Source organism: Achromobacter sp. D10, from assembly GCF_035282245.1.
Lineage (GTDB): Bacteria > Pseudomonadota > Gammaproteobacteria > Burkholderiales > Burkholderiaceae_B > Achromobacter > Achromobacter insolitus.
Genome location: NZ_JAYJLE010000001.1, coordinates 344849 through 358523, shown reverse-complemented (window position 1 = coordinate 358523; position 13675 = coordinate 344849). Strand labels below are relative to the sequence as shown.

15 protein-coding genes and 1 riboswitch are annotated in these 13675 nt (G+C 65.5%); of the genes, 12 read left to right on the top strand and 3 right to left on the bottom strand.

Annotated elements, in window-relative coordinates; genetic code table 11:
* Positions 1-15: 15 nt before the first annotated feature.
* Together VCS63_RS01705 and VCS63_RS01700 are read right to left on the bottom strand one after the other, a co-directional pair.
* The gene (locus VCS63_RS01705) at positions 16-1206 is read right to left on the bottom strand and encodes an ABC transporter substrate-binding protein (protein WP_323878101.1); all 1191 of its coding nucleotides are present in this window, start codon (positions 1204-1206) and stop codon (positions 16-18) included.
* Positions 1203-1442 carry a hypothetical protein gene (locus VCS63_RS01700; RefSeq protein ID WP_126389676.1) on the bottom strand — a complete coding sequence of 80 codons (240 nt, stop codon included), beginning with the start codon at positions 1440-1442 and terminating at the stop codon, positions 1203-1205. Before VCS63_RS01700 ends, VCS63_RS01705 begins: the two co-directional genes overlap by 4 nt.
* 4 nt (positions 1443-1446) lie before the next feature.
* Between VCS63_RS01700 and VCS63_RS01695 the strand changes: the two genes are divergently transcribed.
* The 3 genes from VCS63_RS01695 to VCS63_RS01685 are packed head-to-tail and all read left to right on the top strand — an operon-like array spanning position 1447 to position 3882.
* Positions 1447-2409: a polysaccharide deacetylase family protein gene (locus VCS63_RS01695; protein WP_063961465.1), complete on the top strand. Its 963-nt coding sequence runs from the start codon at positions 1447-1449 to the stop codon at positions 2407-2409.
* Positions 2410-2444: 35 nt separating this feature from the next.
* A complete protein-coding gene (locus VCS63_RS01690; protein WP_323878099.1) occupies positions 2445-3239 on the top strand; it encodes a GntR family transcriptional regulator in 795 nt (264 codons plus the stop codon).
* A 1-nt stretch (position 3240) separates the two neighbouring features.
* Positions 3241-3882: a flavin reductase family protein gene (locus VCS63_RS01685; RefSeq protein ID WP_042796031.1), complete on the top strand. Its 642-nt coding sequence runs from the start codon at positions 3241-3243 to the stop codon at positions 3880-3882.
* Between the two features lie 10 nt (positions 3883-3892).
* Here VCS63_RS01685 and VCS63_RS01680 read toward each other — a convergent pair whose 3' ends face one another.
* Positions 3893-4816: a LysR family transcriptional regulator gene (locus VCS63_RS01680; RefSeq protein WP_042796033.1), complete on the bottom strand. Its 924-nt coding sequence runs from the start codon at positions 4814-4816 to the stop codon at positions 3893-3895.
* 126 nt (positions 4817-4942) lie between these two features.
* On the opposite strand from VCS63_RS01680, the gene VCS63_RS01675 reads away from it, so the two are divergent.
* The 9 genes from VCS63_RS01675 to metF all read left to right on the top strand — a co-directional run bounded on the left by VCS63_RS01675 (position 4943) and on the right by metF (position 13609).
* Positions 4943-5920: a tripartite tricarboxylate transporter substrate binding protein gene (locus VCS63_RS01675; RefSeq protein WP_253636309.1), complete on the top strand. Its 978-nt coding sequence runs from the start codon at positions 4943-4945 to the stop codon at positions 5918-5920.
* A gap of 23 nt (positions 5921-5943) precedes the next feature.
* Positions 5944-7365, top strand: coding sequence for a 3-isopropylmalate dehydratase large subunit (gene leuC, locus VCS63_RS01670; protein WP_063641450.1), 1422 nt, complete (start codon positions 5944-5946; stop codon positions 7363-7365).
* Positions 7362-8009, top strand: coding sequence for a 3-isopropylmalate dehydratase small subunit (leuD, locus tag VCS63_RS01665; RefSeq protein ID WP_063641449.1), 648 nt, complete (start codon positions 7362-7364; stop codon positions 8007-8009). Before leuC ends, leuD begins: the two co-directional genes overlap by 4 nt.
* A complete protein-coding gene (locus VCS63_RS01660) occupies positions 8006-8932 on the top strand; it encodes an alpha/beta fold hydrolase (RefSeq protein ID WP_280134885.1) in 927 nt (308 codons plus the stop codon). Before leuD ends, VCS63_RS01660 begins: the two co-directional genes overlap by 4 nt.
* 100 nt (positions 8933-9032) lie before the next feature.
* On the top strand, positions 9033-9269 hold the full coding sequence (locus VCS63_RS01655; protein WP_042796035.1) for a DUF1289 domain-containing protein: 237 nt from the start codon (positions 9033-9035) through the stop codon (positions 9267-9269).
* Between the two features lie 98 nt (positions 9270-9367).
* Positions 9368-10474 carry a glycosyltransferase family 4 protein gene (locus VCS63_RS01650; RefSeq protein WP_149065309.1) on the top strand — a complete coding sequence of 369 codons (1107 nt, stop codon included), beginning with the start codon at positions 9368-9370 and terminating at the stop codon, positions 10472-10474.
* Positions 10475-10509: 35 nt separating this feature from the next.
* Positions 10510-10645, top strand: a riboswitch (S-adenosyl-L-homocysteine riboswitch).
* A 99-nt stretch (positions 10646-10744) separates the two neighbouring features.
* A complete protein-coding gene (gene ahcY / locus VCS63_RS01645; protein ID WP_042796036.1) occupies positions 10745-12163 on the top strand; it encodes an adenosylhomocysteinase in 1419 nt (472 codons plus the stop codon).
* 120 nt (positions 12164-12283) lie between these two features.
* Complete coding sequence (locus tag VCS63_RS01640; protein WP_006389784.1) at positions 12284-12619, top strand: phage holin family protein; 336 nt, start codon at positions 12284-12286, stop codon at positions 12617-12619.
* A gap of 141 nt (positions 12620-12760) precedes the next feature.
* Positions 12761-13609: a methylenetetrahydrofolate reductase [NAD(P)H] gene (gene metF / locus VCS63_RS01635; protein ID WP_042796037.1), complete on the top strand. Its 849-nt coding sequence runs from the start codon at positions 12761-12763 to the stop codon at positions 13607-13609.
* The last annotated feature ends 66 nt before the right edge of the window (positions 13610-13675 follow it).

Below are 13675 nucleotides of genomic sequence, written 5' to 3'. Positions count from 1 at the left end.
CGAGGCCGCGCCGGTTTACTGCACGCCCTTGACGGGCAGGATGCGGTTGTCGATGAACTGCGTCCAGACGTAGTCGTCTTCGCGCAGGGCATCGTGCGACGCGGGCGTGAAAGGCTGTTCATACGTCTTGATCAAGCCCTCGTACTTGCCGATCTTGTAGAAGCCCTGGCGCACCGCGTCGCCATCGGTCGAGCCCGCCTGGGCGATGGCTAGCGCGGCCAGTTGCATGCCGTCATAGGCATTGGCCACGCCCACGGCGGGCATAATGTCCTGGGGACCCTTGATGTCGGAGTACTTGGCCTTCAAGGCTTGCATCACCTTCTCGCCCACGGGCCCCTGCTTGCCGAAGAAGCTGTAGGTCTGCACGAAGTGCACGTTCTTGGCGTTGGGGCCGGCCAGCTCGGTGAATCGGCCACCCGCCGGGCCCCAATGCGACACGATGGGCACCTTCCAGCCCATGCGGTCCAGCGACTTCACGACTTGCGCCGACGGTCCCACGTTGCCCACAAGAAACAGCGTGTCCGCGCCTTCGGCCTTCAGGCGGCTCAGCTGCGGCACCACGTCCAGGTCATTGGGCTGGAACTTCTCGATGCCGGCGGGCGTGACCTTGGCCGTGGCCAGCGCGGCGTTCAGGCCTTTTTCATTGGATTCGCCCCAGGGGTTGTTCACCAGGATCATGCCCGGCTTGGCGCTCTTGAACGTCTTCTGCGCGTACTGGACCATGGCGCTGTCCACGATTTCATCCATGGCCGAGACGCGGAACACGAAATTCGGATTGCCCTTGTTCTGCGTGATGGCCGTTCCGGCGGCCCACGGCCCCATGAACGGCACTTTTTCCTGATTCACGATTGGCACGATCGCCATGGAAACTGGCGTGTCCAGGCCGCCGAACAGCACCGTGACCTTTTCCTTGAAGATCAGCTCGCGCGCCGCGGCCATGCCCTTGGCGGGATTGCCCTCGTCGTCGCGGCGCACCAGCACGATCTGACGGCCGCCCAGCAGGCCGCCCTTCGCGTTGATCTCGTCGATGGCGATCGCCATGCCGCGGGTCAGCGCTTCGCCAGCGCGCGCTGACTCCCCGGACAGCGCCGTGATCAGGCCGATCTTGATGGGATCGGCAGCCAACGCAGGTTGCAAGCCGAGGCCGGTCGCGAAGAGGGCTGCGGCGGTGGCGCAAAGCAGAAAGGAACGGCGGGTCTGGCTCATCGGGCACTCCTGGAAAAGTGGAACGGATCTTGCATGGGGTTAAGTGCTGCTTCGCTTTCCCATGCAAGATCCATGCCATCTGATTCGGCCCGGTTCGCCGCGGCGCCGATGGCGCGGCCAGCAAGGGGATGCCCGCGGATGTGGCGCGGTCGCCAGCGCTTTTGTCCGCGCCAGCTGCCCATTTTGTTTTCAAAGAGCCAGAGGTTTTGTGAACAATCATGCATCAGGATTTGCACCAAAATGAATCCATCCTTGCTTTCAAGCACTAGTCCGGGGCGTGACCAATCGGCCGGATGGGCGCCCGCGCCGCTCGCTTGCCATGGCCGGTTCGCTTACCAAGCGATAGCCGGGCGCAAGGACTACACCTGGCCCAATGGCGCGCGCCTGGCCGTGTATATCGGCTTCAATATCGAGCACTTCGCGTTTGGCGAAGGGCTGGGTGCGGAACTAGGCCCGGCATCGCCCCATCCCGACGTGTTGAACTACGCCTGGCGCGAATACGGCAACCGGGTGGGCGCGTGGCGCTGCCTGGAACTGTTCGACGATCTGAGGCTGCCGGCCGGCGCGCTGATCAATACCGCCCTGTATGAGCACTGCCCCGATTTGATGGATGCGCTTGTTGCGCGCGGAGACGAATTGATAGGGCATGGCTACAGCAATGCACATCGGCAGGGCGGCTTGACGGAAGCCGACGAAGGCGCCTTGCTGGGTCACTGCCGCGACCGCATCCGGCGCCACACGGGACACGCGCCCGCAGGCTGGCTATCCCCGTGGATCTCGGAAAGTCGGACCACTCCCGACCTGCTGGCGGAAGCGGGCTACCGCTATACGCTGAATTGGTGCCATGACGATCAGCCCATGCGCATGCGGACCCGAAGTGGAGAACTATGGGCGATCCCGTATCCGCAGGAACTCAACGACATCCCAATGATCATGGCGCGCAAGATGGACGCGCGCGATTTTGCGGACATGATTCTCGACCAGTTCGAGGAAATGCGCGCGCAGGCCAGCCGCCAGCCCCTGGTCATGGGTATTGCGCTGCATCCCTACATCGTGGGCCAGCCATACCGGCTGCGGCATCTTCGGCGCGCGCTGGCACCGCTCGCCGCCGCGCGCGATCGCGGCGAAATCTGGTTCACCACGCCTGGAGAGATCTGCCGGCATGTGGACAGCCTGCCGCCCGGCGTGATTGCCGCGCCCTGATATTCCGATCCATCCGCCCGCAAGACGAGGCCAGCATGTCCCTACGCAGTTCCGCTACAACCCGAGCCAAGCCTGCCATTCGCGGCAAGACCGTTGCCGATACAGCGTCCACATCCACGTCCACGGCCGCGACCGCGACCGCGACCGCGGCCGGATCCCAGGAGGGCGACATGGAGCGTCGCATTTGCGAGGCAGTGTATGAAAGCGTGATGAGCCAGCGGCTGACGCCCGGAACCAAATTGCCCGAGGCGGCCATCTGCGAACTGTTCGGAGTGCCGCGCTCGGTGGCGCGCAAGGCCTTGCAGCGATTGGCGCACGAGCACGTCGTGGAATTGCATCACAATCGGGGCGCCGTGGTGGCAGAACCGACCCCGGAAGACACACGACAAATCTTCCAGGCGCGACGCGCGCTGGAAGCGGCGCTTGTCCCCCTTGCTGCCGCTCGCGCCTCCAAGACCGACTATGCGTCGTTGCGCAAGCAATTGCGGGAGGAACATGCCTTGCTGCACCGCGTGGGCCAGCCGGCTTGGGCACGCCAGGCCAGCGCCTTCCACCTGCGGTTGGGCGAGCTGTCCGGCAACGCCATCCTGCAAGGCTACCTGGCGGAGCTTGTGTCGCGGTGTTCGCTCATCGTGGCGTTGTACGAGCCGCCCGGCAATGCCGCGTGCGAACATGGCGAGCACGTACAGATCGTGGATCTGATGGAGAGCGGCGCCGTCGCCGAGGCGGTAAAGATCAATGACATCCACCTGGTGGACTTGGAACGGCGCATCAGCCTGGAGCGTCCCCAACCCGCGCAAACCCTCGCCCAGATGCTGGGACTGGCCTGATATGGAAATCGATTTCGACGCAATAACCGAATACCAGCGCTACAAGCTCATGGCCAGCCTGATCGTGCCCAGGCCAATCGCGCTGATTACGACCCTGTCCGAAACCGGGGTGGTCAACGCGGCGCCATTCAGCATGTTCAATATGCTGGGCGAGGATCCGCCCATCGTCATGGTCAGCATCAACCGTCTGGAGGACGGTGGCCTGAAGGATACGGCGCGCAATATCGCCCGCGACAAGGAATTCGTCGTGCACCTGACCGACGAGGCGATGGCCGAAAAAATGCACCGCTGTGGCGACCGCCTTCCGGCGGACATCAGCGAGCTGGCTCATGCCGGACTGGATGCCGCGCCCAGCCATCGCGTCAGGCCGCCCCGCATTCTGCAGGCGCCGGTGGCATTCGAGTGCACGCTGTACGAAACGATGGAAACCGCCAGCCGGCAGATTTTTATCGGACAGGTGCGCTGGTTGCATGCGCGTGACGGCCTCGTCGACACGGTGTCGTGGCGGGTGCGCTTGCAGGACTACTTTCCCGTGGGACGTTTTGGCGCGAGCTTCTATGTCACCACGCGCGACCGCTATGCCATCGGCGAAAACGGCGCGCAGCCGGGAACGGTGGCCAGCACTGCCATCGACGAGATCTGAGGCGGCGTTTTCACCACACCGAGTCCTGTTCGCCCGGCGCGCGCAGATGGCGCGCGAAGCGTTGCGACAGGAATTCCACGAACGCCAGCGTCTTGGCTGGCAGGTTCAGGCGTTCGGGGTAGAGCGCGTGGATATCGGCGGCAGGCGTGCGCCAATCGGCCAGCACCACGCGCAAGCGTCCGGCGCGCAGGTGCTCGGCCGTTTCCCATTCCGATCGCATGACGATGCCGTGGCCGTCCAATGCCCATTCCAGGGCGCTCTGGCCGTCGTTGGAGCTGACCGGGCCCCGCACTTTCACGGTTTCCGCGCGCGAGCCTGATTCCAGGCGCCAGGTACCGTAGGCCACGTCGTTCTCGCGCACTACGATGCAGCGGTGGCGTTGCAGGTCGCCCGGCGCGCGGGGTTCGCCATGGGTTTCCAGATATCGCGGCGATGCGCACAACACCCGGCGGTTGGAGGCGATCTTGCGCGCGGTCAGGCGCGCGTCGGGCAGGTCGCCAAAGCGGACTGCCACGTCGAACCCTTCCTCGATCAGGTTCAACGGCCTGTCGGTCAGCCGCATCTGCACCTCTACTTCTGGATACTGGCGGACGAAGTCCGACACCGCGGGCACGATGTGGGCGCGGCCGAAACCGAAGGTTGCGTTCAGCCTCAGCAGCCCTTGGGGGCGAGCGCGGGCGCTCGACACCGAGCGTTCCAGCGCTTCCAGGTCAGCCAGGATGCGCCCGCCCTCGGCCAGGTACAGCTCGCCTTCCTGCGTGACGCTGACCCGGCGCGTAGTGCGGTTCAACAGGCGCACGCCCAGGCGCTGCTCCAGCTTGGCCAGCCGCGTGCTTACCGCGGGCGGTGTCAGCCCCAGTTCCCGGGCGGCGGCCGACAGATTGCCGTGCTTGACCACCAGCGAGAAAAAGGCGAGATCGGATAGGGCGTCCATGCGCTTATTTATAAACTGAATTTAATAAAGCTTTATTTCGATCATTAATTATAAGAACGGGATAGGCTTATACACTGGCCTCACCACTAAAGAGCCGCCTGGCGCGGCCAAACGAGGAGACCAGGAATGAAGATCAACAAAGCGGCCGGCGCCTTGTGCGCAGCCATCGCCGCATCCTGTTGGACCCAGCCGGCCGCCGCCGACGCCTTTCCCCAGCGCGCCGTGACGCTCATCGTGCCATTCGCGCCCGGCGGCAGCGTGGACATCGCCGCGCGCCTGATTTCGGATGCCTGGGGCCGCGCCCTGGGCCAGAGCGTGGTGGTGGAAAACCGCGCTGGCGCGTCCGGCAACATCGGCATGGCCGCAGTGGCACGGGCCGAGCCCAACGGTTACACGCTGGCCGTGAACACCATGTCGCTGGCCATCAACCCCGCGTTGTTCCAGAACATGCCGTTCGACACCCGGAAGGATTTGCGTTCGGTTGGCACCATCGGGACGTCGCAGCACGTGCTCACGGTCACCAACAGCCTGCCGGTGGCCAATGTGAGCGAACTATTGGCTTATGTGCGCGCGCGCCCCGCCAACGACCTGAGCTTTGGATCCGCGGGCACGGGCAGCACCTTCCACATGGCCGCCGAGCTGTTCAAGTCGGTGTCCAAGACGCAGATTCTGCACGTGCCCTACAAGGGCGGTGGCCCGGCCATGGTGGATACGATCAGCGGCCAGGTGCAGATGAGCTTTCCGGTGCTGTCGGCGGCCAAGCCGCAAGTGGACGGCAAGAAGCTCAAGGCCTTGGGCGTGACGGGCACGACGCGTTCGCCGTTGCTGCCCGACGTGCCCACGATCGCCGAGTCCGGCCTGCCGGGCTATGAGTTCAACACCTGGTTCGTCATCAGCGCGCCGGCAGGCACGCCCCAGCCCGTGATCGACACCTTGAACGCCAAGCTCGAACAGGCCTTGCGTTCGCCGGAACTCGCGCAGCGCATGGGCAAGGAAGGTTTTGACCCGCTGATTACTTCGCCCGCCAAGACCGACGCCATGGTCGCCGACGAGATGACGCGTTGGGCGGGCATCGTCAAAGATGCCGGCATCCAGGCCAACTGATCCACAATCGAAGGACGCAAGACATGCCCGGCATGACGTTGTACGACAAACTGGTGGCCAGCCATGAGGTGGCCCGGATCGACGAGGAACACATCCTGCTGTACGTCGACCTGCACATCATGAACGAATACACCAGCCCGCAGGCCTTCAGCGGCCTGGCTGCGCGTGGACGCGGCGTGCTGCGTCCCGGGCAGCAGATGGCGGTGGTGGACCACATCATTCCCACGCATCCAGTGCCGGCGGCGCTGCGCGTGATCGCCGACGACGCGTCCTCGCGCCAGGCGCTCAATCTCAAGCGCAACTGCGACGAACAGGGCATTGCGCTGTTCGACACCACCGACCCGCTGCAAGGCATCGAGCATGTGATCGCGCCCGAGCATGGCATGGTGCTGCCGGGCATGGTGGTGCTGTGCGGCGATAGCCACACCACGACCTATGGCGCGCTGGGTGCTTTGGGCTTTGGCATCGGAACGTCCGAAGTCGAGCACATCCTGGCCACGCAGACGCTCGTGTACCGGGTGGCGCGCAATATGCGTATCCGCGTGGACGGCAGGCTTCCGGCAGGCGTGACGGCCAAGGACCTGGTGATCTGCATCGTGCATCGCATCGGCGCGCAGGGCGCGCGCGGACACGCGGTGGAGTTCTGCGGCGAAGCGATAGCGGCGCTGTCCGCCGAGGCCCGCATGACCCTGTGCAACATGACAGTGGAGGCGGGCGCGCGCGCCGCGCTGATCGCGCCGGACGCCACTACCGAAGCCTATGTCGCCGCGCATGCGCCGGAACTGCGTGGCGAGATGCTGGAGCAGGCGCGCGCCTATTGGGCCACGCTGCGGTCGGACGAGAATGCCGTGTTCGACGCCGAACACGTGTTGGACGCCGCCGCGATGGCGCCTTTCGTCACCTGGGGCACCAGCCCGGACCAGGCCATGCCGGTGGACGGCGTGGTGCCGGATCCGCAGGCCGAGCCCGATGCACTGGCTCGCCTGGCGCTTGAAAAAGCCATGGACTACATCGGCCTGGTGCCCGGCATGCCGATAGCCGGGCTGCCGATAGACCGCGTGTTCATCGGCTCGTGCACCAACGGGCGCATCGAGGACCTGCGCGCGGTGGCGGCGGTGGTGCGCGGGCGCAAGGTCGCCGCGGGCGTTCGGGCCATGGTGGTGCCGGGGTCGGGGGCGGTGCGCGCACAGGCTGAGGCCGAGGGCGTCGCGGCGACCCTGATCGAGGCGGGTTTTGAATGGCGCCAGCCGGGCTGTTCCATGTGTCTGGCCATGAACGACGACGTCCTGAGTCCGGGCGAGCGCTGCGCCTCGACCACCAACCGCAATTTTGAAGGCCGGCAGGGGCGGGCGGGCCGTACCCACCTGATGTCGCCGGCCATGGCCGCCGCCGCCGCGCTAACTGGCCGCATCGTCGACGTCCGCGCCTTGGAGCAATACGCATGACCGCAACGATTGATGGCGTCGCCGCGCCGCTGCCTTTTTCCAATCTGGACACCGACCAGATCATGCCCAAGCAGTTCCTGCGCATCGTCGACAAGGCGGGGCTGGACCGCGGCCTGCTGCATGATCTGCGCTTTGACGAGGGGGGCATGCCCAGGCCCGATTTCGTGCTGAACCAGCCCGCCTATGCCGGCGCATCCATCGTGGTGGCGGGTCCGAACTTCGGCTGCGGCTCCAGCCGCGAGCATGCGGTGTGGGGTCTGCAGCAATTCGGCATCCGCGCGGTGATCGCGCCCAGTTTCGGCGAGATCTTCTACTTCAATGCGGTCAACAATGGCCTGCTGTTGATCAGCCTGGCGCCGGCGGAGATCGACGCCCTGCTCGCCAGGGTGTCCAATACGGCCACCCACCGCGTCAGCATCGACGTGGCCGCCGGGCGCGTCGTTGCCGCGGACGGCTGGGAGGCGGGGTTCACGCTGCCTGAGCGGCACCGCCGCATGTATATGCAAGGGCAAGACATGGTGGGCGCATCATTGCAGCAGCTGGACGAGGTGGAGCGTTTCGAGGCCCGCCATTGGGCGCGGCATCCCTGGATGAAAGACTTGGCGCGGCGCGTGCGCGACCGCCTGGACCGAGAGACCCTATGACCGCATTCTTCGACTTGCCCGTGCGCCGCTTCAAAGCCAACGGCATAGAGATCGCCGCGCGCGTCGGCGGTTCGGGCCCGCCGCTCCTGTTGCTGCACGGCCATCCCCAGACCCACGCCATCTGGCACCGGGTCTGGCCGGCGTTGACGCGCCACCGCACCTGCGTGGCAGCGGACCTGCGCGGCTACGGAGACAGCGACAAGCCGGCCGCGTCGGCGGACCATGCGGCCCATTCCAAGCGCGAGATGGCGGCCGACATGGTCGGACTGATGCGCGCCCTGGGACACGAGCGTTTCGAGGTGCTGGCTCATGACCGCGGCGCGCGGGTGGCGCACCGGCTGGCGCTGGATCATCCCGCAGCCGTCAGCCGCATGATGCTGCTGGATATCGCGCCCACGCTGGATATGTACGAAGGCACCACGCGCGCCTTCGCGCAGGCGTATTTCCACTGGTTCTGGCTGATCCAGCCTGCGCCGCTGCCCGAAACCATGATCGAGCGCGACCCGGTGTTCTACCTGCGATCCGTGATGGGCGGGCGGCCTGGCGGACTGGCGCATTTTTCCGCCGAAGCCATGGCGGAGTACGAACGCACCGCGCGCCTGCCCGGCTGGGCCACCGGCATCTGCGAAGACTATCGCGCTTCCGCCACCCTGGACCTGGAGCACGACCGAGCCGGCCGGGCGGCAGGCGAGCGTCTGCGCCTGCCGTTGCGCGTCTTGTGGGGCGAGCGGGGGGCGGTAGGCCGGAATTTCGATGTGCTGGAATTGTGGCGGCGGATTGCCGATGAGGTTTCCGGCGGGCCGCTGCCGGGCGCGCACTATCTGGCGGAAGAATGTCCCGACGCATTGCTGGAACAGGCCGGGGAGTTCTTCGGCTGGCGCCAGGAGCCGCGAGATCCGCCTATGCGGCTTTTCCCGGGGTAACGGCGGCGTCTAGCATCCCGGACGCGGGCAGGCGGCCAAGTCCGGGCGAGACATAGGGCTTTCCAAAAGGGGACATACCGCGGGTGTTACTCTTCACCCGATGAATCAGTACCATGTCGACCTTTCCAAACTGCCCGAAGCCGAAGACGCGCAACGCGCCTTCAAGGCGTCCGATTCGCCTTGCGTGGCGGTTTGTTCCACGCTGTTTGACGATATCTGCCGCGGCTGCGGCCGTACGGCCATGGAAGTCGCCAACTGGGTATTCATGACGGAAGCGGAAAAGCGCGAGGTCTGGGTGCGCATCACGGCGCAAGGGTATCCCCGCCGCAACAATTAGGGCCAGGGCGTATAGGGCGAGCCCGACACGGGCCGTCGTCTTGGGCATGTCACATAGCGCGGGCTAAATCGCGCTTGTCGCCCACTTCCGGCTCCATCATGCGCATCGTCCTCGTCACGGATGCCTGGCATCCGCAAGTCAATGGCGTCGTCCGCACCTGGACGACCATGCAGCAGATCCTTGGCGAATGGGGCCACGAGCTGATCGTGGTGAACCCGCAGGGCAGCCGCACCGTTCCCGCGCCCTCCGAACCGGACCTGCGCCTGTGCTTGCAGCCCGGAAGGCAATTGCGCCGCATCCTGGGCGACATCGTGCCCGACGCCCTGCATATCGCCACCGAGGGCCCGCTGGGGCTGGCCGCGCGCCGCATGGCGCTGGCGCGCGGCTGGCGCTTCACGACCTCGTTTCACACCATGTTTCCCGACTACCTGCAGGCGCGCATGGGCATCCCGGCGGCCTTGCCCTGGCGCTACCTGCGCTGGTTCCACCGGCCTTCGCAACGCGTGCTCGTGCCTACTCCCACGGTGCGCGACGTGCTCGCGCGGCGCGGATTGGCGAACCTGCGGATCTGGTCGCGCGGCGTGGACCCGCGCAAGTTCCAGCCGGGCGCCGGCCAGGCCTTTCCGGACTTGCCACGTCCTGTGTTCTTGAGCGTGGGGCGCGTAGCGCGCGAAAAGAACCTGGACGCCTTTCTGTCGCTGGACCTGCCGGGCAGCAAGGTGGTGGTCGGCGCCGGGCCGGATGAAGCGCGGCTGAAGAAGCGCTTTCCAGGCGCCATCTTCCTGGGCATGCGACACGACGAGGCCCTGCCTGCGCTCTACGGATCCGCCGACGCTTTTGTATTTCCCAGCCTGACGGACACTTTCGGACTGGTCATGCTGGAGGCCATGGCCTGCGGCACGCCGGTGGCGGCCTTCCGCAGCGAGGCGCCCCTGGCGGTGGTTACCCAGGGCGTCACCGGTTTCCTGGACGAGGACCTGGCCCATGCCTGCCGCGCGGCCTTGTCGCTGGACAGGCACGCGGTGCGTGAGCTTGCACTGACCCGCAGCTGGGACTCGGTTGCGTCCGGGCTGCTGGCTGCACTGGTGCCCTTGGACGGGAGCGCTCGTGGCGCCGGGCACGACGAGGTGCCAAGCGCACCGGGAGGGGGCGGGCTGCCGGGACGCCCGCCGGCCGAAATGCCCGCCAGGGAGCCAGGGGTTTGATCCCTGAGGCGCGGTTCCCGGGTACAATGCTCGGCAATCCTGAGGAGCGTTGCGACGACCCTGCGGTTCCCGCCAGCCAGCCTGGCATGCGGAACCAGGCTCGCCAGGCTCAGGAATCCTTGTTCAAGCGGCGCGCCTTGCGCGGCGCTACAGCAACGGCGCTCACCTTTGTCGCATATGGCGGGAAAGGCGAGCACTCGACTGTCGTGGTGTCTTCGCGTGTCCGGCCATATCCTGCGCCGTTCGTATTTCACGTGGAGCCTACACACCATGAACGCTGTGACCGATAAATCCTTCTCCGACTACCTCGTCGCCGATATGTCGCTGGCCGGCTGGGGCCGCCGCGAACTCGCCATCGCCGAAACCGAAATGCCCGGCCTGATGGCCATCCGCGAGGAATTCGCCGCCAAGCAGCCGCTCAAGGGCGCGCGCATCGCCGGCAGCCTGCACATGACCATCCAGACCGGCGTGCTGATCGAAACGCTGGTGGCGCTGGGCGCTGAAGTGCGCTGGGCCTCGTGCAACATCTTCTCCACGCAGGACCACGCCGCCGCGGCCATCGCCGCGTCGGGCACGCCGGTCTTCGCCGTCAAGGGCGAGACGCTGGAAGAATACTGGCAGTACACCCACAAGATCTTCGAATGGCCCAATGGCGAAAACGCCAACATGATCCTCGACGACGGCGGCGATGCCACCTTGATGCTGCACCTGGGCACCAAGGCCGAGAAGGACATCTCGGTGCTGGCCAACCCGGGCAGCGACGAAGAGCGCATCCTGTTTGCCACCATCAAGGAAACGCTCAAGCGCGATCCCAAGTGGTATTCGACCCGCCTGGCCCTGATCAAGGGCGTGACGGAAGAAACCACCACCGGCGTGCATCGCCTCTACCAGATGTCGCAAAAGGGTGAGCTGGCCTTTGCCGCCATCAACGTCAACGACTCGGTCACCAAGTCCAAGTTCGACAACCTGTACGGCTGCCGCGAATCGCTGGTTGACGGCATCAAGCGCGCCACCGACGTGATGGTCGCTGGCAAGATCGCCGTGGTGGCCGGATACGGCGACGTGGGCAAAGGCTGCGCCCAGGCGCTGGCCGCGTTGCGCGCCCAAGTCTGGGTCACCGAAGTCGATCCGATCTGCGCCCTGCAGGCCGCCATGGAAGGCTTCAAGGTCGTGACCATGGAAGACGCCGCCGCGCATGGCGATATCTTCGTCACCGCTACCGGCAACTACCACGTCATCACGCGCGAGCACATGAACGCCATGAAGGACCAGGCCATCGTGTGCAACATCGGCCACTTCGACAACGAAATCGACGTCGCCAGCCTGGCCGACTGCAAGTGGGAAGAGATCAAGCCGCAAGTCGACCACGTCATCTTCCCGGACGGCAAGCGCATCATCCTGCTGGCCCAGGGCCGCCTGGTGAACCTGGGTTGCGCCACCGGCCACCCGTCGTTCGTGATGTCGTCGTCGTTCGCCAACCAGACGATCGCCCAGATCGAGCTGTTCACGCGCAATGAAGCGTACACGTCCGGCCAGGTCTACGTGCTGCCCAAGCACCTGGACGAGAAGGTCGCCCGCCTGCACTTGAAGAAGCTGGGCGTCAAGCTGACGACCCTGCGCAAGGATCAGGCCGACTACATCAACGTGCCCGTGGAAGGCCCCTACAAGCCCGAACACTACCGCTATTGATGGTTGTAGCAAAATAGGGAGGTGCCGCGCCATGTCGGCGCGGGCTTTCCGGTCTGCGGGATCCCTGTCGCGATTGCATCGCCGCGGCAGGGCCGACGGACTCACAACAGGAGGTCGAACATGGCATTGATACTCGTCTGGATCCTGAACGCGGTGGCCTTGCTGGCCGTTGCCTACCTGCTGCCCGGCATTACCGTGGCCAGCTTCGGATCGGCGCTCATCGCCGCGCTGGTGCTGGGCTTGGTGAACATGCTGGTCAAGCCGGTGCTGGTGCTGCTGACGCTGCCCATCACGATCGTCACTCTCGGTCTCTTCCTCATCGTCATCAACGCTTTGTTGTTCTGGTTCGTCGGCTCCGTGCTGAAGGGCTTCCAGGTCAACGGGTTCTGGTGGGCCGTGGGTGGTGCGATCCTGTACAGCATCATCTCTGGCCTGCTGACCAAGCTGATTCCCTGAATGTAGTTAGGGCTCCCCCCGAAGCGCTGCGCGCTCCCCCTCCAGGGGGCATGCCAGCGGACCGGCAAAGCCGGCTCCGCGGCATCCCGATGGGGAGGAGCCCGTTACATGCGATGCGCGTAGCGCCATGGATAACTGATAATGTCCGATTCGATTTCTCCAGCATTCAGTCTGGAATTCTTTCCCCCGCGCGACCTGGCCGGCCAAGAGCGGCTGGTGCGAGCAGCCAAGCAGATGCTGGCCATCCAGCCCAAGTACGTCAGCGTGACCTTCGGCGCGGGCGGTTCCACCCGTGCCGGCACCGCGGATGCCGTGCGCACGCTGCGCAACCTGGGCTGCGAGGCGGCGCCGCACCTGTCATGCGTGGGCGCCAGCCGCCAGGACCTGCGGGATATCCTCCAAGCCTATAAGAACGATGGCGTGCGGCGCGTGGTGGCCCTGCGCGGCGACCTGCCCTCGGGCATGGGCGGCGATGCCGGGGAACTGCGCTACGCCAATGAACTGGTGTCGTTCATCCGCGAGGAAACGGGCGATTGGTTCCACATCGAAGTGGCGGCCTATCCCGAGATGCATCCCCAGGCGCTGAATCCCTCGGCGGACCTGGACCATTTCGTGAACAAGGTGAAGGCTGGCGCCGACGCTGCGATCACGCAGTACTTTTTCAATGCCGACGCCTATTTCGACTTTGTCGACCGGGCGCAGGCCAAGGGCGTGAACGTGCCTATCGTGCCGGGCATCATGCCCATCACGAATCACACGCAGTTGCTGCGCTTCTCTGAAATGTGCGGCGCGGAAGTGCCGCGCTGGATCCGTCTGCGCCTGGCCGAATTCGGCGACGACAAGGCCTCCATCCGCGCCTTCGGGGTGGATGTGGTGACCGAGCTGTGCCAGACGCTGCTGGACAACGGCGCGCCGGGCCTGCACTTCTACACCTTGAACCACGCGGAAGCGCCGATGGCCGTGTGGAAGGAACTGTCGTTGCAAGCCTGACGGCAACGCGCCTGCATGGCGCGGTAGCTGCCAAGCCCACCCTTGCGGGTGGGCTTTTCTTTGGAT